The 17,722-nt window shown below is 42.2% G+C and carries 20 protein-coding genes; 9 read left to right on the top strand and 11 right to left on the bottom strand.

The features are described 5' to 3' along the window. Positions 1 to 9: 9 nt before the first annotated feature. Genes cysE through OFO00_RS04355 form a run of 6 tightly spaced genes read left to right on the top strand, consistent with a single transcriptional unit; the run spans position 10 to position 4,025 of the window. Positions 10 to 705 carry a serine O-acetyltransferase gene (gene cysE, locus OFO00_RS04380; RefSeq protein WP_270858868.1) on the top strand — a complete coding sequence of 232 codons (696 nt, stop codon included), beginning with the start codon at positions 10 to 12 and terminating at the stop codon, positions 703 to 705. Between the two features lie 11 nt (positions 706 to 716). After that, positions 717 to 1,190, top strand: a complete 474-nt coding sequence (locus tag OFO00_RS04375; protein WP_270865030.1) for a hypothetical protein — start codon at positions 717 to 719, stop codon at positions 1,188 to 1,190. Then, on the top strand, positions 1,187 to 2,356 hold the full coding sequence (locus tag OFO00_RS04370; RefSeq protein WP_270865029.1) for a pyridoxal phosphate-dependent aminotransferase: 1,170 nt from the start codon (positions 1,187 to 1,189) through the stop codon (positions 2,354 to 2,356). Before OFO00_RS04375 ends, OFO00_RS04370 begins: the two co-directional genes overlap by 4 nt. 54 nt (positions 2,357 to 2,410) lie before the next feature. Continuing rightward, a complete protein-coding gene (locus OFO00_RS04365; protein ID WP_270865028.1) occupies positions 2,411 to 2,752 on the top strand; it encodes a YbjQ family protein in 342 nt (113 codons plus the stop codon). A gap of 3 nt (positions 2,753 to 2,755) precedes the next feature. Beyond that, entirely contained in the window at positions 2,756 to 3,226 is a 471-nt protein-coding gene (locus OFO00_RS04360; RefSeq protein ID WP_270865027.1) for a YbjQ family protein, read from the top strand. After that, entirely contained in the window at positions 3,219 to 4,025 is an 807-nt protein-coding gene (locus OFO00_RS04355) for a M48 family metallopeptidase (RefSeq protein ID WP_270865026.1), read from the top strand. The genes OFO00_RS04360 and OFO00_RS04355 overlap by 8 nt, the downstream gene beginning before the upstream one ends. Before the next feature lie 47 nt (positions 4,026 to 4,072). Here OFO00_RS04355 and OFO00_RS04350 read toward each other — a convergent pair whose 3' ends face one another. From OFO00_RS04350 to OFO00_RS04320, 7 genes are all read right to left on the bottom strand, one after another. Next, positions 4,073 to 4,735 (bottom strand): tetratricopeptide repeat protein, encoded by a 663-nt coding sequence (locus OFO00_RS04350; RefSeq protein ID WP_270865025.1) that lies wholly within the window; start codon positions 4,733 to 4,735, stop codon positions 4,073 to 4,075. Between the two features lie 2 nt (positions 4,736 to 4,737). Beyond that, a complete protein-coding gene (locus tag OFO00_RS04345; RefSeq protein WP_270865024.1) occupies positions 4,738 to 5,067 on the bottom strand; it encodes a DUF4298 domain-containing protein in 330 nt (109 codons plus the stop codon). A 14-nt stretch (positions 5,068 to 5,081) separates the two neighbouring features. After that, the gene (locus OFO00_RS04340) at positions 5,082 to 5,408 is read right to left on the bottom strand and encodes a hypothetical protein (RefSeq protein WP_270865023.1); all 327 of its coding nucleotides are present in this window, start codon (positions 5,406 to 5,408) and stop codon (positions 5,082 to 5,084) included. Positions 5,409 to 5,539: 131 nt separating this feature from the next. Beyond that, positions 5,540 to 7,177, bottom strand: coding sequence for a chaperonin GroEL (gene groL, locus OFO00_RS04335; RefSeq protein ID WP_270861706.1), 1,638 nt, complete (start codon positions 7,175 to 7,177; stop codon positions 5,540 to 5,542). Between the two features lie 11 nt (positions 7,178 to 7,188). After that, positions 7,189 to 7,452 carry a co-chaperone GroES gene (gene groES / locus OFO00_RS04330; RefSeq protein ID WP_270858878.1) on the bottom strand — a complete coding sequence of 88 codons (264 nt, stop codon included), beginning with the start codon at positions 7,450 to 7,452 and terminating at the stop codon, positions 7,189 to 7,191. Between the two features lie 148 nt (positions 7,453 to 7,600). After that, on the bottom strand, positions 7,601 to 8,041 hold the full coding sequence (locus OFO00_RS04325) for a GatB/YqeY domain-containing protein (RefSeq protein ID WP_270865022.1): 441 nt from the start codon (positions 8,039 to 8,041) through the stop codon (positions 7,601 to 7,603). Between the two features lie 50 nt (positions 8,042 to 8,091). Then, positions 8,092 to 9,075, bottom strand: a complete 984-nt coding sequence (locus tag OFO00_RS04320) for a Ppx/GppA phosphatase family protein (RefSeq protein WP_270865021.1) — start codon at positions 9,073 to 9,075, stop codon at positions 8,092 to 8,094. 55 nt (positions 9,076 to 9,130) lie between these two features. On the opposite strand from OFO00_RS04320, the gene OFO00_RS04315 reads away from it, so the two are divergent. Beyond that, on the top strand, positions 9,131 to 9,892 hold the full coding sequence (locus OFO00_RS04315) for a pyridoxine 5'-phosphate synthase (RefSeq protein ID WP_270865020.1): 762 nt from the start codon (positions 9,131 to 9,133) through the stop codon (positions 9,890 to 9,892). A 385-nt stretch (positions 9,893 to 10,277) separates the two neighbouring features. Here OFO00_RS04315 and OFO00_RS04310 read toward each other — a convergent pair whose 3' ends face one another. Genes OFO00_RS04310 through alaS form a run of 4 tightly spaced genes read right to left on the bottom strand, consistent with a single transcriptional unit; the run spans position 10,278 to position 15,775 of the window. After that, entirely contained in the window at positions 10,278 to 12,194 is a 1,917-nt protein-coding gene (locus tag OFO00_RS04310) for a transglycosylase domain-containing protein (protein WP_270865019.1), read from the bottom strand. Further along, positions 12,175 to 12,735, bottom strand: a complete 561-nt coding sequence (gene maf / locus OFO00_RS04305; RefSeq protein ID WP_270865018.1) for a septum formation inhibitor Maf — start codon at positions 12,733 to 12,735, stop codon at positions 12,175 to 12,177. The genes OFO00_RS04310 and maf overlap by 20 nt, the downstream gene beginning before the upstream one ends. Continuing rightward, complete coding sequence (locus OFO00_RS04300) at positions 12,732 to 13,226, bottom strand: hypothetical protein (RefSeq protein WP_270858886.1); 495 nt, start codon at positions 13,224 to 13,226, stop codon at positions 12,732 to 12,734. The genes maf and OFO00_RS04300 overlap by 4 nt, the downstream gene beginning before the upstream one ends. Continuing rightward, a complete protein-coding gene (gene alaS, locus OFO00_RS04295; protein WP_270865017.1) occupies positions 13,223 to 15,775 on the bottom strand; it encodes an alanine--tRNA ligase in 2,553 nt (850 codons plus the stop codon). Before alaS ends, OFO00_RS04300 begins: the two co-directional genes overlap by 4 nt. A gap of 120 nt (positions 15,776 to 15,895) precedes the next feature. On the opposite strand from alaS, the gene OFO00_RS04290 reads away from it, so the two are divergent. Then, a complete protein-coding gene (locus OFO00_RS04290; protein WP_270865016.1) occupies positions 15,896 to 16,756 on the top strand; it encodes a Gfo/Idh/MocA family protein in 861 nt (286 codons plus the stop codon). Next, the gene (gene hemH, locus OFO00_RS04285) at positions 16,753 to 17,700 is read left to right on the top strand and encodes a ferrochelatase (protein ID WP_270865015.1); all 948 of its coding nucleotides are present in this window, start codon (positions 16,753 to 16,755) and stop codon (positions 17,698 to 17,700) included. Before OFO00_RS04290 ends, hemH begins: the two co-directional genes overlap by 4 nt. The last annotated feature ends 22 nt before the right edge of the window (positions 17,701 to 17,722 follow it).

Raw genomic sequence — 17,722 nt, 5'->3', positions numbered from 1 at the left:
GGCGGGATTATGACTTTTTGGCAAACTATAAAACACGATTTCACCGAGCCATCTCGCCAAGATCCGGCATGCAATAGCGTATTTGAGGTGATTTTTTGCTATCCGGGTGTGTGGGCGCTGATCAATTATCGTTTCGCGCACTGGTTTTATGAGCGCAAATTTCGACTTATTGCGCGCATAATCTCTGGTATTACACGCTTAATCACCGCTGTGGATATCAACCCAGGGGCGAAAATCGGCAGTGGCGTGTTTTTCGACCATGCGGCTGGTTTGGTCATCGGCGAGACAGCGATTGTCGGCGATAATTGTTTGATTTATCAAAATGTAACCCTAGGTGGCGTTAGCTTGGAAAAAGGCAAAAGGCACCCTACCCTAGAAAATGGCGTAGTCGTGGGAGCTGGGGCGAAAATTTTAGGCAATATCACAATCGGAGCGCACTCTAAAATCGGCGCAAATTCTGTCGTGATAAAAGATGTCCCCGCAAACTCCACAGCCGTAGGCGTGCCAGCTAGGATTTTAGGCGAGTGCGACAGCGATCCGCTAGCGCATAACAAACTCCCAGATATCAACAAAGAGCTGATGAAATATCTAATCAAACGAATTGAAATTTTAGAAGATTGCATACAAAATGGCGATAAAAATCTCTGCGACAAAGAAAAAGAGATCAACCAAGAGTATGAAAACTATCTAAAATCACTCAAATAACAGGGGGAATAATGAGAAAAATTTTGATTTTGCTTGGAATTTGCGGTGCGTTAAACGCTGGGGAATTTGATAATCTTAAAATAGAAACAGTTAAAAAAATATATCAAAATCAAGAAAATTTTGATAAAATTTGTGGCGAAATTTGCACAAATTCTTTAAAAATCGCATTTTTGAAAGATGAGGAATTCGCAAACGGAGAGATTGGTTGCCTAGATTATGCTCCTACAATCTCTGGGCAAGATGTTTGCGATAACCCAGAATATAAATTTGAAATTTTAAAATTTGGCGATGTAGAGGTGGAGCAAATTTGCAAAGGTTGGACGCCAGAAAGTCAAAAAATAATCTATAAATTAGAGTGCGGTGAAGATGATTGCAAGATAAGTGATATTTATAATACCGCAAACTATGAAGGCAAAGACGAAACTTTCAGCGTCAAAGAGATGATATATGAGTGCTTAAAATCAAATCAAAAGGAGAAAAAATGAAACTTGCTTCACGCATAAACAGACTAAGCGAAAGCCTAACAATCGCCATTAGCACACGCGCAAAAGAGCTTAAAGCTAGTGGAAAAGATGTGATTATTTTTAGCGCAGGTGAGCCTGATTTCGATACTGCCGAGGTGGCGAAAAATGCCGTAATAGAGGCTATGGCTAAGGGCTGCGGTAAATACACACCAATACCTGGCACAGCTGAAATTCTAAACGCAGTCGCACTAAAATTAAAACGAGATAATGGCCTGGATTACAAACCTAGCCAAATTATCACAAATGTAGGGGCTAAACACTCGCTTTTTAATATTTTTTCATGTTTGATAGATGATGGCGACGAGGTTATTGTGCCAGCGCCATTTTGGGTAACATATCCTGAGATTGTTAAATTTTGCGGCGGCAAACCTGTCATAATCGATACCAAACCAGAAAATAAATACAAAATCACAGCAGATGAATTAAAAGCAGCTATCACTCCACGCACGAAAGCGCTTAGCCTTTGCTCTCCGTCAAATCCAGCAGGAGCTGTGTATAGCAAAGATGAGTTAATTGCGATTGCTGAGGTGCTAAAAGGCACGGATATTATTGTAATTGCAGATGAAATTTACGAAAAAATCATTTTTGATAAAGAATTTGTAGCTTGTGCAAGTATTAGTGATGATATGTTTAATCGCACTATCACCGTAAATGGCCTTAGCAAATGTGGCGCAATGCCTGGGTGGAGATTTGGTTATACAGCGTGCGCGAACGACGAGCTAAACAAAGCTATGAAAAAACTTCAAAGCCAAAGCACGAGCAATATTTCAAGCATAGTCCAAGCAGGTGCCGTGGCTGTGCTAGAAGGCAAGGCTGATGAATATATCGCTATGATGAATAAAGAGTATCAAAAACGCCGTGATTACGCCGTAGATGTGATAAATGCGATAGAGGGTCTTAGCGTAGTCAAACCTGATGGCGCGTTTTATCTATTTATCAACTGCGGGGGCGTAGAAAAAGATAGCATGAAATTTTGCACAAAATTGCTAGATGAGGCGCTCGTGGCGACCGTGCCGGGCGTGGGATTTGGTATGGACGAGCATTTTAGGATTAGTTATGCTTGCTCAATGGACGAGATAAAAGAGGGAATCGCGCGCATAGCAGAATTTGTGAAAAATTATAAATAAGCTAAATTTGCGAAATTTAAAATTTCGCAAATTTTGTAAAATTTGGGAGAAAATATGGCAAATTTTAAAAATTCACTTATGATGACTTTGGTAAATACAGAGACAATCCCAGGGCGTGAGATCGAGCAGGTTTTCGGTGTGGTGAGTGGAAGCACAGTCAGAGCTAAGCACTTCGGACGCGATATCATGGCGAGCCTGAAAAATATCGTAGGTGGCGAGTTAGTAGGATATACCGAGCTACTCGAAGAATCGCGCGAACAAGCAATCGAGCGTATGTGCTCTCAGGCCAGAGCCATGGGGGCAAATGCGATTGTAAATTTGCGATTTTCCACTAGCTCGGTTGCGGCTGGTGCGAGTGAAATTTATGTCTATGGCACGGCAGTTTTGGCAAGGTAAGCTATGAGCGATATCATAATATTTCTCATTTTGCTTGGGGTTGGATATATCTTTGGCAAGCAAGCTGAGGTGCGCCATTTCGCTAGAATTCGCAAAAAAGAGGCTCTGTTTTTACACATACCCACCACAAACTCAAAACACCCATTGCTAAATTCGGGCAAAATCGAAAGGGTGAGATTTGTAAGCGGAAATGTGGTTATAAGTATTGATTATTTCAAGCGAATTTACGCCAGCGTGATAAATTTTTTCGGTGGCGATGTCGTGCCGTATGAAAGCCTGCTAGACCGCGCTAGACGCGAGGCTGTGATTAGGCTGAAAGAAAAGGCGCTAGGCGCGGACGAGATTATAAATTTACGCATAGAAACAAGCTCGATAAACCAAACCACGAAAAATGTCGGAAGCGTGGAAATCCTAGCTTACGCTACGGCGATTTATTACGCCAAAGAGCCAAAACAGGCAACACTCAATGGCTAAATTTATTCCCTCGCAAAACGAGGGCGAGCAAAATTATTCCAAAGAAAATCATGCTATAAATTTCCTAGCCCTTGGCGTGGGGCTTGTCGCAATTATCGCGTGTGTGTTTTTCGCGCTAAATATTTTCGTGGGCGTGGCTGTGAAATTTATCCCAGAGGGCAAAGAGTATAAAATTTTCAAAGCCAGTGAAAGCGAGCGTGTAATCGAGCCAAAACACGAGAGGCTTGTCAGACAAATTCGCACCCTAACCTCACGGCTAAATTCATGCGCCAAGGTCAAAAACGAATATTTCATCGTGATAAACGAAAGCAAAATTCCAAACGCAAGCGCAGCCCTAAATGGCGCACTCACGGTCAATACCGGGCTTTTTTCGCATATTAAAAGCGAAAATGGGCTAGCCTTTGTTTTAGCTCACGAGCTAGCGCATTTTAAGCACCGCGATCACATAAAAGGTCTAGGAAATGGCGCTGTAATGGCGATTTTGTTCGGTTTTAGCGATGAGAGACTAAGCCAAATTCTAGGCGGAGCGATTGCTGGCAAATACTCGCGCTCGCAAGAAGCCGCTGCCGATAGCGAGGCGCTTAGGATTTTAAACTGCGCTTATGGGCACATTGGCGGTGCAGATGAGTTTTTCGCTAGCGCAAAAAAGCTTGGTGATAGCGATACCTTCATCAATCTTTTTGAATCGCACCCGCTTTTGCAAAAGCGCATTGACGCGATAAAATTGTCGAATTTTAGCGTAGAAAATACAACCAAACTCAATGAAAATTTAAGCGAAGTAGTGAAATTTAAAAGATAAATTTGGCGTTAAATTTGCAAATTTAACGCCAGAAAATTTAGCTAAATTTATTGTTTTTTAAAGAGTGCGCAACTTTTTTCGTTGCCAAGAGAGCAGGCTTTTTGGTGAAAAGCTATGGCTTTTTGATTGTTTTGTTGCAAATACTCGCCTTTGGCAAACATATTTCCGATTAGTCTGCACGCTGGGGAGTAGTTTAGATCGCAGGCTTTTTCGTAGCTAGCTATGGCCTCTGGTATGTCTTTGCGATATCCGTTAGCATTTAGATAATAAAAGCCTAGATTATAGCACCCACTTCCCTCGCCTAAATCGCAGGCTTTTTTGGCTAATTCGATAGCTTGGGTTGTGTTGCTATAAACTAAGCTGTCGTAGTAAATGTAGCTTAAATTTACACATGCTGGGGCGTAGCCACTATCGCAGGCCTTGGTATAATACCTAATCGCCTCTGGCTCCATTTTAGCCACGCCAAAGCCGTTGTCAAACATAACGCCTAGATTGTAGCATGCATACGCGCTTTTTAAATCACAAGATTTTTTGAAATACTTTTGCGCTACTGGGTCATGGCTGTTTTCGAAGTATTTCATACCGACATTTAGGCAGCTTTGAGCATCTTTTGCGTAGCATTTAAGCTCGTCTTTTTTAGCCACGCCTAAAAGCGCTCCCACAGCGCAGAGCGCTAGTAAAACCAAGATAAAAACATATTTTTTGTTCATTTTTATTCCTTACAAATCAAATTTGATAATTTTTTCATATCGCGCGCTAGGCGTTTGTTTAGCCAAATAGCGTTGTAAATCCCATCTTCGCTTAGCGCACCGCGATTGATCGCACGAAGGCTTTTCCCCTCACCTATTTCGCGCGGTATTTTACCGCTTTCATCGGCCTCGTAATCACTTAGCCAAATTTTACTAGAATAATATCTGCTAAGTTTTTTGATAAGTTTTTGCGAATTTTTATACTCATCAAGGGCGAGTTCAAATGCATCTAGGAACTTTTGCACTTTTGCTAAAATCTCGCTCATTTGTTCTACTCGCTCTACTCGTTTCATCGCTTAGCCTAAATTTACTCTACCGGGACAGTGTATTTGCGAGGAGTGCCATTATCCACCTTTGGCTTTTTTTCCGTAGCTGGCGGTTCTTCTCTTTTTAGAGAGTCGATATCTACAACCCAACGCTTCTCTGAATTTTGCGCGATAGGTTTTTTCGTGCTATCTTGTTTAGAGGCGTTTTGTTTTTTCTTAACTCTTTTTGTTTTTTTAGGCGGTTGTTTGGAGCTGTCTTTGACTATCGGATATGGCTCCACGCGCGGTTTTGGCTTGTTTTGGACACACCCTGCTAGCCCTAAACAAACGGCAAAAATAACAAAGGAATTTAAAATTTGACTTCTCATATTTTCTCCTTTTAAAAAGCCTTGATTTTACAAAAAAAGAATTAAAAATTTAATAAGATTATGGCGAGAAATAGAATAAATTTTGCAAATTTAAGAGGGAATTGCCCCTCTTAAATTTGCGCTAGGCAAGCTTACATCATACCGCCCATACCGCCCATGCCACCCATATCTGGCATTGGTGGAAGAGCTGGTTTGTCCTCTTTGATTTCGCTGACTGTCGCTTCTGTGGTTAGTAGCATGCTAGCGACTGAAACTGCATTTTGCAAAGCTACGCGCTCTACTTTTAGCGGATCAATGATTCCAGCGCTATACATATTTGTAAATTCACCACTTGCAGCGTTGAAGCCTTGCGCCTCATCGCTTGCGTTTTCGACTGCGTTTGCGATTACGCCTGCGTCATATCCAGCGTTTTCTACGATTTGGCGAAGTGGAGCGTAAAGTGCGCGTTTGACGATATCTGCGCCGATTTTTTGATCGCCACTTAAATCTAGGCTGACATTTTTGCTAGCTTTGATTAGCGCAGCGCCACCGCCGATTACGATACCTTCCTCGACAGCTGCTTTTGTCGCATTTAGGGCGTCATCGACGCGATCTTTTTTCTCTTTCATCTCTGTTTCGGTTGCTGCGCCTACTTTGATTACGGCTACGCCACCGCTTAGTTTTGCAAGGCGTTCTTGTAATTTTTCTTTATCATAATCGCTTGTTGTCTCTAAAATTTGAGCTTTGATTTGCGCGATTCTAGCGTCGATTGCACTTTTTTCGCCTACACCATTTACGATTGTAGTGTTGTCTTTGTCGATTACGATACGCTCAGCCTGACCAAGATCAGCCATATTTGCGCTTTCTAGCGTTCTGCCTAGCTCTTCGCTTACGACTGTTCCGCCTGTAAGGATAGCGATATCTTCTAGCATTGCCTTTCTTCTATCGCCAAATCCAGGGGCTTTTACGGCTGAAATGTTTAGCACGCCACGAAGTTTATTTACGACCAAAGTCGCAAGCGCTTCGCCCTCGATATCCTCTGCGATGATTAGAAGTGGTTTGCCTGTTTTTTGCACTTGCTCTAAAACCGGAAGCAAATCTTTTAAATTTGTAATTTTTTTATCGAAAAGTAAAATTAGCGGTGAGCTAAGCTCCACTAGCATTTTTTCAGGGTTTGTGATGAAATATGGGCTTAGATAGCCTCTGTCGAACTGCATACCCTCGACCACATTTAGCTCGTCGTTGATTGATTTTGCTTCTTCGACTGTGATTACGCCGTCTTTGCCGACCTTTTCCATAGCCTCAGAAATCAAATCACCCACGCTCTCATCGTTGTTAGCTGAGATTGTAGCGACTTGGGCAATCTCTTTTTTGCCACTTACTGCTTTTGCAGATTTTTTTAGCTCTTCGATTACGGCTGCGCTAAATTTATCCATACCGCGTTTTACTTCGATAGGATTTGCGCCAGCTGTTACATTGCGTAAGCCCTCTTTGAAAATCGCGTGAGCTAGCACGGTCGCAGTAGTTGTGCCATCGCCTGCCTCGTCGTTAGTTTTGCTTGCTACCTCTCTAACCAAGCTTGCACCCATATTTTCGAGAGTGTCTTTAAGCTCGATCTCTTTTGCTACGCTTACGCCGTCTTTTGTGATAGCAGGTGCGCCAAAGCTTTTTTGGATAAGCACATTTCTACCTCTTGGTCCCATTGTAACCTTAACTGCGTCGTTTAGTTTTTTTACGCCTGAGTAAAGTTTGTTTCTAGCTTCGTCTGAGAAAAAAATTTCTTTTGCCATTTTGATTCCTTTTATTTAAGTATTCCTAAAACATCTTCTAAATTTAAGATAAGATATTTCTTATCATCGATTGTGATATCCGCGCCAGCGTATTTTGCGAACGCTACAACATCGCCAAGTTTTACGCTATCGCACTCTGTGCCGACAGCCACGATTTTGCCAGTTGATGGCTTCTCTTTTGAAGCGTTATCTGGGATAATGATACCGCTAGCTGTGGTTTTGGTCTCTTCCTCGCGCTCGATTAAAACGCGTTTTCCAAGTGGTTGAAAATTCATTTTCGTCCTTTCTAAATTAGTTTTGATTTTCTAAAAGTTGTCACTCTGTATCTTTGAGTGCTAGATTATATGCAAAATTTGATTTTTTGTCAATAGTTTTAGGCTAAAATTTTGCTTAAATTTTAGCCTAAATTTTGAATTTTAAATTTCAGTTTAAAGCCGATTTTACCGCTTCACTTAGGCGTTTGCCATCGACACTAGCGCCGAATTTTTCTTTTGCGGCTTTCATCACGCGCCCCATATCTTTGGCACTCGTTGCGCCAAGTTCGCTAAGCAGTGCGCCCAAAGCCGCGCTAAGCTCGTCATCGCTAAGCTGTTTTGGCAGATACGCGCCGATAATTTCAGCCTCGCTAAGCTCTTTTTGCGCCAAATCATCGCGCCCGCCAGCTTTGTATTGCGCCGCGCTTTCGTTTCTGCGCTTGATTTCGGTTTGCAAAACACTAAAAACCCTCTCATCGCTTAAAGTAATTCTCTCATCAACTTCGATTTGTTTAAGCGTAGAATTTAGCATACGCAAAGCGTCTCTACGCACCGTATCACCGGATTTCATAGAGGTTTTGATATCTTCTAAAATTTGCTCTCTTACCATTTTTTCTCCTTGATAAAATTTGGGTATGATACTATTTTTGGATTTAAAATTTAATTCTTAATCGCCAAATTTTGCATTAAATTTATACACACGCCCTCTCGTAATCCATCATCAACGACGATAAAATCTGCGCCACTACCGCTAAAATCGCTCAAAATCGCCTCTAAAAGTAGCGCCCCAGCCACGATAACTTCCGCCCTATTTTCGCCCATTGCTTCATCGGCTTCGCGCTTTGAGAATTTCAAAATTTGCCCTATCGCCCCAGCAAAATCGCTAAATCTCAAAACGCTTCCATTGATTTTGCCTGCGTCGTAATCTTTGGCACAAATTCCCAATTTAAGGGCGCTTATCGTGGTTGGCACACCACTTGTGAGCACGATTTTTCCTGCACCAAAACTGCGCAAAAACTCCCTTGCGCTTCTTGTCTGCTCGTTTGCGATTTGGCTAAATTTGGCGTAATTAAAATTTTGTAAAATTCCGGGATTTTCGTTGCAAAATCTCACAATGCCAAATTTAAAGCTTTGTCCAAATTCAGCACTGCTTATCTCTGTGCTAGCCCCACCGAGGTCGATACTGACGGCATTTTGCGCTTTGATACCTAAAATTTGAAGTCTGTTTTCGATACCAAGCCTAGTCAAATTTGTCTCTATTTCGCCGTCGATTATGCTAAATTTTACGCAAAATTCTTTGTAAAGTTTTTCGAAAAATTCTACGCTATCGCTGGCGACTCGAAAGGCTTCCGTCGCCACAGCGGCGTAAGGCAGGCTAAATTTGGCATTTTTAAAATTTCGCGCGCTAGTATTTTCAAAATCCAAATTTCGCTCATAAATCAAATCCGAAAGTTCCTCTAAAATTTCGCCCAAAGCCCGCAAAATACGCTCTTTGGCGTCTGTTTGCAAAGGTTTGTTTGCCACTAATCCCCTAGCCGAGCCGACTATGCGCTCGCTAGATTTAACTATCTCAAAGCCCGTTTTGGCTGGCTTCATCACGCATGCGCGCAGTGTATTCGAGCCCAAATCAAAGCCTAAAACCATAAATTTCTCCTTACCTTTTTTGGTTATAATAGCGAAAATTTTCTTAGGAGTTAAAATGCTACTTGGAGTAAATATCGATCATGTCGCGGTTCTGCGCGAGGCGCGGGCGATGAACGACCCCGATATCTTGATGGCGGCTTACACCGCAATCAGCGCAGGTGCAAATCAAATCACACTTCATTTGCACGAGGATCGACGCCATATCAACGAAGATGATATCGCCGATATCGTGCGCCACTCAAAGGTGCCTGTAAATGTCGAGTGTAGCGGCGGGAGCGAGCTTTTGGAGATTTTGGTCAAGGCTAAACCATATCGTATCACGCTAGTGCCGCACTCTGGCGAGGATTGTGGGCTAAATCTGCACTCTGAGCAAATCGCGAGTGATATCGAGTTTTTGCAACACTCGGGCGTGCGTGTGGGGCTGTTTATCGAGCCTGTGCGCGAAGTAATCGACATGGCAAATGATTTTAATGTCCGCTCGATCGAGCTTCGCACCGGCACATACTCTGCGCTGTTTGCGACGATTAGGTCAAATTTGGCTTTTACGCCACATGCGATAAAGGCGTATAATCTCCCGCTTGATACGCTAAAATCGATGTTAAAAGATGAAATCTCCAAGCTTCGCCACATGAGCGCGTATGCCAAGGGGCTAGGTATGAATGTAACTGCTGGCGGGGGTCTGAACTATCAAAATGTCTCTGCGCTCGTAAAAAACAGCGAAATTTCGCTCGTAAATATCGGTCAAAGTATCATTTCGCGCGCGATTTTCGTAGGGCTTGAAAATGCGATAAAAGAGATGAAAGAGGTGATAAAATAGCGGAATTTAGCGTGAAATTTGCCAAATTTTACGCCTGATTTGTCATTGCGAGAAATGCGAAGCATTTCCGTAAAAATAAAATCAGCTAAATTTAAAGCGAAGCTTTAAATTTAGCCACTTCTAAGGTTTTACAGGGGTGGGGGTTGGTAAGGGGGAGGGTAGCGTCTCCTAAAAAGCGCGCCATCCCCCTTACAGAGAATTTCAAATTTCGCTTAAAATTTAAAAAATCGTTCAATGCTAAATTTAAGTAGAATTTTACTTTAAATTTTTCTGGATTGCTTCGGCGTTATCACGCCTCGCAATGACATGGAATTTGCGTTTTGGTGATTTTTGCTCGTAGATTGCTTCGCTTTCTGTGAAAGCTCGCAATGACAGCAATTTCGCCCTAAAACATCAGCCCGTCTTCTGCGTTTGTTTCAACCCTTCTTGGAAGTGGGGAAATTTTGGTGTAATACTCATCGCCAGCGCCGTATCTACGGGTAAATACGCCACTTGGGACGCTGAAATTTCGTTTAGCTTGCGGGTATTCTTTAAGATAATTTTCCAAAAATTTCGCAAACACAGGCGCAGCTGTTCTACCGCCACCTTCTACCTTGCGCATAGGCTTGTAATCGTCGTTTCCATACCAAACAATGATTTGCAAATCAGGCGTAAATCCGCAAAACCACGCGTCAATGCTATCGTTTGAAGTGCCTGTTTTGCCAGCAATCTCGATGCCTTGCACGCGCGCTCTGGTGCCAGTTCCTCGCTGGACGATGTTTTTCATTAGCGTTGTCATCAAATACGCCTGTTCTGGGCGCAAAATGCGTCTGCGCTCAGGCTCGATATAGTGCGTAGTGCCGTTATTATCGGTGATTGCGGTGATGAATTTAGACTTTGTGCTAATGCCAAGACCAGGAAACATCGAATACATAGTCGAGTATTCAAGTGGCGAAATGCCGTAACTTCCGATCGCCACAGACAGCGCTGGCGGGACATTTTTAAAGCCGTATTCGTTTAGTTTGCGAATCGTGCGCTCAATGCCGATTGATTGCATTAAATTTATCGAAGCGAGGTTGCGAGAGCGTTGCAAGGCCTCTTTTATCGTGATATAGCCACTGTATGTGCTATCGTAGTTTTTCGGTTTCCAGCTTTTGTTGCTTCCATCATCAAATTCGCGCGCGATATCAGGGACCTCTGTCATCGTCGAATACCCGCTATCTAGGGCGATTTGGTAGATAAATGGCTTGAAGCTTGACCCTGTTTGGCGTCTGCTTTGGCTAGCGCGGTTGAAATTTGACTTCGCATAATCCACACCGCCAACAAGCGCGATAATTTCGCCATTTTGCGGGTGCGTAACGATAATCGCGCCATTTACATTGCTAGCATTTGCGTCTTTGTTGCGTTTTAAAATTTCGTTGTAGCCAAAAATCAGCGCCTCTTGCGCCATTTCTTGCGCCTTTAAATCAAGGCTTGTTTCGATTCTATACCCGCCTGTGCGCACATCTGGTAGCAGTCTCTCAGCCTCTTTGACGATCTCATCGACTGCGTATGGGGCGACATTTTGGGTTAGGGTTTCATCATAGACAAACGGCTCTTCTGCCATTGCGATTTCATACTCGGTTTTGTTTATCCAGCCAAGCTCGTGCATACGATAAATTACATTGTTTGCGCGAGAAAGTGCCAAATCTAGGTGCTTGGTAGGGTCATACTGGCTAGGGGCTTTTGGCAAACCCACCAAAATGGCGATTTCTTTGATACTAAGGTCGGCTAAATCCTTTTTAAAATACCCAAGCGCGGCGGTTTTGACGCCGTAATACCCGTGCCCGAAATACACTTCGTTAAAATATCTTTCTAAAATTTCCTCTTTGCTTAGGGTGTTTTCGATTTTTAGCGATAAAATCATCTCTTTGATTTTTCTATCTATCTTTTTTTCGCTAGATAAAACCAAATTTTTGACAAGTTGTTGCGTGATAGTAGAGGCTCCCTCCACAAATTTCATCGCTTTTATATCTTTTACAATCGCGCGAAAAATCGCCTCTGTATTGATACCCTGATGCTCGAAAAACGCGGTATCCTCGATAGCTACTAGGGCTTCGACCATACGGCCTGGAATCTCGTCAAATCTAGTATAAAGGCGGTTTTGTTCGTTGAAAATATTGGCAAGCAAGTTGCCGTTGCGATCGTAAATTTTGGTCGTTAGCTCTGGGTGATAATCAATAATAGAGTTCGATTCTAGGCGAATTTGCGTATAAAAATACATAAACACACCGCACCCTGCGAAAAAACAAACCGTAATAAAACTAAATAAAATTCTTACCATCTAAATACCTTTTTAAAATTTCCACATTTAAACCCATAGCGGTGCTAGTATCGCCACGAAAGCTTTGGATATATTTTTTGTTAAATCCCTCGATACTCATAGCCCCTGCTTTGCCGCGCCAATCGCCACTTTTTAGATACGCTTCTAAATCTGCCTCGCTAAATTTGGCGAATTTGTAACTAGCCACCAAAAGCGTGCTTATCTCAAAACCCTCGCCCACAAAAATCATCGCCGTATAAACCTCGCTAATAGCGTCAGATTGGGCGTTTAGCATAGCTCTTGCGTGGCCAATGTCCTTTGCTTTGCCTAAAATTTTGCCACCTACCAAAACCGAGCTATCGCAAAAAAGCAAATTTTTTGCATTTTTGTTTTTGGCTAAAAACTGCGATTTTTTCGCACTTGCCACGCGGTAAGCGTATGTTTTGGCATCGGCTATGTCGCCTACATTTTCGTCAAATTCAAAGCTGATTTGCTCAAATTTTATCCCAGCCTCCCGCAAAATCTGCGCCCTTGTCGGCGAAGATGAAACCAAATAAATCAAAATCTACCCACCGCTACACAAAGATAGGTGCAAAGCACCGATACAGCGACATTTAGCGGGACAAAATATCTAGCGATGATAATCAAATGCTCGCTAGCTTCGAATTTATCGCCTGCTAAAAGCGCCTTTTTAAACGAGTAAAATTTAAAATAAACATAGCCAAAATTTATCAAAATAAACACCGCTAAAACCCACAGCGTAACGATTACGGCATTTATCATAGGGTCTGCGAATTTGAAGTTGTTGCCTATGCTTAGAAAAAATCCACTCACAATTATAATCAAAAAAAACGAGCCGAAAAAAAGATTAAATTTCGAAAGATAAAATTTGATTTTTTCGAAATTTGAGTTTGTGATGTCTGTTTTATCGCTGAAAATTCGAATCAGCATGATAATGCAAACATGCGCGCAAATAAAGCAAATCGCCCCTAAAATGTGAATTAGGGGCAAAATTTGATCACTTCTGGCAAAGCTCGTTTCTAATTCGTTCAACCTAGCTTACCTTTTGCAAATTCTAGTGCCCCAGCTAGCGCGCTAGAAACCATGCTAGTATCTTTTCCGCCAGCAGTAGCGAAATCATCGCGTCCGCCGCCGTTACCTCCTAAAATTCGAGCCGTCATCTTGACCCACTCGCCAGCCTTGATTGGGGCGTTTTTCGCTCCGGCTGCGACTGTGATTTTATCATTTTCGCCCACTTGCATTAGCAAAATCGCAGCCTTTTCGTTCGCGTTTTTAAACTCATCAATCATGGTTTTAATTTCGCCGTTTTCTACCACTGTTACGCAAAGCTTCACGCCTGAGATTTCTTGGCAAGGCAGAGACTTTTGATCGCCTGCGTGTTTTAATTTTTCTTTTAAGCCTTTGATTTCATCTTTTAGCTTTTTAATGCCCTCTACCGGGTTTGCACCTTTAAATTCAGCTTCGATTTCGTTAATTTGTGATCTTAAATTTAGCGTGAAATTTAGCACTTCTTGCGAACAAATCGCCTCGATTCTACGCACGCCAGCACTTACGCCACTCTCTTTTGAGATTAAAAACGCTCCGATTTCGCTTATGTTTTCGACATGGGTGCCACCGCAAAGCTCCTTGCTTACATCGCCAAAGCTTACCACGCGCACTTTTGCGCCGTATTTTTCGCCAAAAAGTGCGATTGCGCCTGATTTTTTAGCCTCATCGATATCTAAAATTTCGGTTTTATTCTGCGCACCCGCACTAATCCAGCGATTTACGATTTGCTCGACTTTGGCAAGCTCTTCGCTACTCATCGCTTTTGGGTGCGAAAAGTCAAATCTAAGCCTGTTTGCCTCTACAAGCGATCCAGCCTGCGCGATATGCTCGCCCAAAACCTCTCTTAGCGCAGCGTGAAGCAGGTGTGTCGCGCTGTGATGACGCGCTATCATCGCTCTTTTGCCTGCGCTTACCACGCATTTTACGAGATCGCCGGTTTTAAGCAGGCTTTTTACTTTGATTTGAGATAAATTTAAATCAAAGAATTTTTGCGTGTCGATAACCTCGCTTTTCTCAATTGTGCCGGTATCTGCGCACTGACCGCCACTTGTAGCGTAAAATGGCGTGATATCTAGCATTACCCAGCCAGTGTGTCCTGGCTCTAAACTATCGCAAATTTTAAAATTCTCGTCCAAAAGGGCTAAAATTCGACCCTCACTCTCTTGGCATGAATACCCCACAAACTCATTTTTACCAAATTTTTCGATAAGTTGCGCGAAATCGCCTTTGGCTTGTGCTTTATCTCCTGAGCCCTTCCAGCTGGCTTTGGCTCTGCGTTTTTGTTCCGCCATTAGCTCATCAAATTTAGCCTCATCGACTTTAAGATTTTTCTCTCTTAGCATATCGGCTGTGAGATCGAGCGGAAATCCATAAGTATCATAGAGCTTAAATGCGACATCGCCGGAGAAAACATTGCCTGAGGTTTTGGCTAATTCTTCGTTAAATAGCTCGATTCCGTTTGCCAAAGTGGCGAAAAATCGCTCTTCTTCGAGTTTTACTAGCTCTTTTACCGCCTCTTTTTTCTCGTTTAAATATGTATAGTGAGAGCCCATACTAGCGCAAACATCATCGACTAGCTTATACATAAATGGCTCTTTTATACCTAACAAATATCCGTGTCTAACCGCCCTGCGTAAAATCCTTCTAAGCACATAGCCTCTGCCCTCTCTATCAAAGTTCGTGCCTTGGGCTAGTAAAAATGTAACAGAGCGGATATGATCTGCGATGACGCGGTAGCTCGCGCCAGTTTCATACTCGTATTTTTTACCACATAGCTTTTCTACTGCGCCGATTAATGGCATAAATAGCGAGCTATCGTAATTGCTAAATTTACCCTCTTTTATCGCTGTTACGCGCTCTAAACCCATACCTGTGTCGATTGATGGTTTTGGAAGTGGCGAGAGTTTGCCGTCTGCGCTTCGCTCGTATTGCATAAAAACTAAATTCCAAATTTCTAAGAAACGATCGCCGTCTCCGCCCATATAATCCTCATCGCTATGGAAATGCTCGCTTCCTTGATCGTAAAAAATCTCGCTACATGGCCCACAAGGTCCAGTATCGCCCATAGCCCAGAAATTATCGTGATCGCCGAAGCGATAAATTCGCTCTTTTGCGATATGGCGTGACCAAATTTCAAACGCCTCATCATCGCTATCATGGACGGTAACATATAGTTTGTCTTTTGGGAGTTTTAAAATTTCGGTTACAAACTCCCATGCGTAGGCTATCGCATCTGTTTTGAAATACTCGCCGAAACTGAAATTTCCAAGCATTTCAAAAAATGTGTGGTGGCGCGCTGTGTAGCCGACATTATCAAGGTCGTTGTGTTTGCCGCCTGCTCTAATGCAGGTTTGGCAACTCGTGCGAATCGGTGGAGTTGGGCGTGGTACCGCACCTGTAAAAATGCTTTTAAATGGCACCATACCGGCATTTGTGAATAATAAACTATCATCATCTGGCACAAGCGGTGAGCTTGGCATAACCTCGTGTCCTTTTGACGCAAAAAAGTCTAAATAAGCTTTTCTAATATCCATTAACTATCCTAAATTTAGTAAAATTTAGCGCCCATTTTAGCAAATTTTGATTTTAAGAAATATAAATTTTTACTCTTATTCGTTATAATGAAAAATATGCAAAATTTACAGGATTAATTAATGAAGAAAAAAATAGCCATAATAGGCTTAGGGGAGCTTGGCGCAAAACATTTCAAAGAGCTTAGAAGAAGCGATTATTTCGATTTGGTCGCGCTTTATGACAAAGAAAAAACCGAGGATTTTGGCCCTAGATATCCACTTTATAATGATTTATCGAAAATGTTCGAAAGCGCCAAACCAGACGCTGTGGTCATAGCTACACCGCCTGCGACGCACAAAGAAATCATTTTAAAATGCATACCTTTTACCAAAAATATCTTTGTAGAATCCCCGCTCGCTGGGAATTTAGCTGAGGCTAGGGAGATAAATTACTCCATTTCGATTAATGGCGCGAAGCTTGGCGTGGGATATGCTGGGCGCTATAATCCTGTCATAATCTCGCTGTGTAGAGAGTTAGCTAAGGACGAGAAAATTTATTCGATAAATTTCGTAGATGGATTTAGCTCTGAGAGTGCAAACTGCTTGCAAAATGCGCTGATTAGGGATTTGGATTTGATTGCCCTGCTTAGCAAATCTGAAATTTCATCACAAAATATCTGCAAAAACAGCGATTCTAACGGCATTGGCGTTGCATTTCGCACAAAGTCAATGAGTAATTGCACGATTTTGCTCTCAAATTTATATCCGCTCAAACGCCACGGCGTGGAGATTTGCACAAATTCTGGTGTTTATTTTGGCGATTTAGAATCGCTAAATTTATTCAAAGTCACAAACGACGGACGGATAAATCAGCGCGTCGATCGCGATGATTACGCGCTTAGATACCAGCACAAAGCGTTTTTAAATTTAATCGAAAATTCTAAATTTGAGGGAATTGCGACCCCTGATGAAGCAATCAAACTAAGAGAGTTAATCTCGTGAAAAAAGCCTTAATTCTCCTAAATATGGGCGGTCCAAATACCCTAGACGAGGTTAGCGTATTTTTAAAAAATATGTTTTGCGATCCAAATATTTTGGGGGTCAAAAGCAAAATTTTGCGCAAAATTTTAGCTAGTTTGATTACCAAAATGCGCGTTAAAGAAGCGTGCCAAAACTACGAAAAACTTGGCGGAAAGTCCCCTATCGCTGGGCTTACAAAGCGACTTTGCGATAAGATAAATTTATACCAAAATGAGTTTGTTTGCGATTTTGCTATGAATTACACTGCCCCTTTTGCTCATGATGTTTTGGCAAAATATGCGAAATTTGATGAAATTTTGCTTTTTCCACTTTATCCGCATTTTTCGCAAACGACGGTGAAATCAAGCATTGACGACGCTAAAAAAACCCTAGCAAATTTAGAAATTTCAAATTTTAAAATAGTTGATATTTTTTACAAAAGCGAAATTTACAACCAAATCCTGCTAAATTTAATCAAAGAAAAAATCAAAAATTTAAGCGCTGATGAAATTTCGCGCACAAGCTTAGTTTTCTCGGCTCACTCACTGCCTGTAAAAATCATCGCCGCTGGCGATCCTTACGAGGCGCAGGTTAATGAGCATGTCAAAATTCTAAGTGAAATTTTGCAAAAATCTGGCATAAAATTTAAAGATATTTCGCTCGCCTATCAATCCCGCTTAGGCCCCGTAAAATGGCTAGAACCAAACCTAAACGAGCATTTGGCAAATTTGCAAAATGAGCGCGCGCTGATTTTTCCGATTTCGTTTTGTATAGACAATTCTGAAACGAAATTTGAGCTTGATATGTATTTTAGAAATGTGGCAAAAGAGCTTAAATTTAGCTATTTTGAGGTTTGCGAGTGTCCGAATTTTTGCGATGAGTTTGCCTCGTTTATCATCACTCACGCTCAAAAAACCCAGGGCTAAATTTAGCCCCGGATTATAGCTT

Origin of the sequence: Campylobacter sp. VBCF_04 NA7 (genome assembly GCF_027737405.1) — a bacterium.
GTDB lineage: Bacteria > Campylobacterota > Campylobacteria > Campylobacterales > Campylobacteraceae > Campylobacter_B.
Note: the sequence above shows the minus strand (reverse complement) of the source record. Positions and strands in the feature narration are given on the sequence as shown.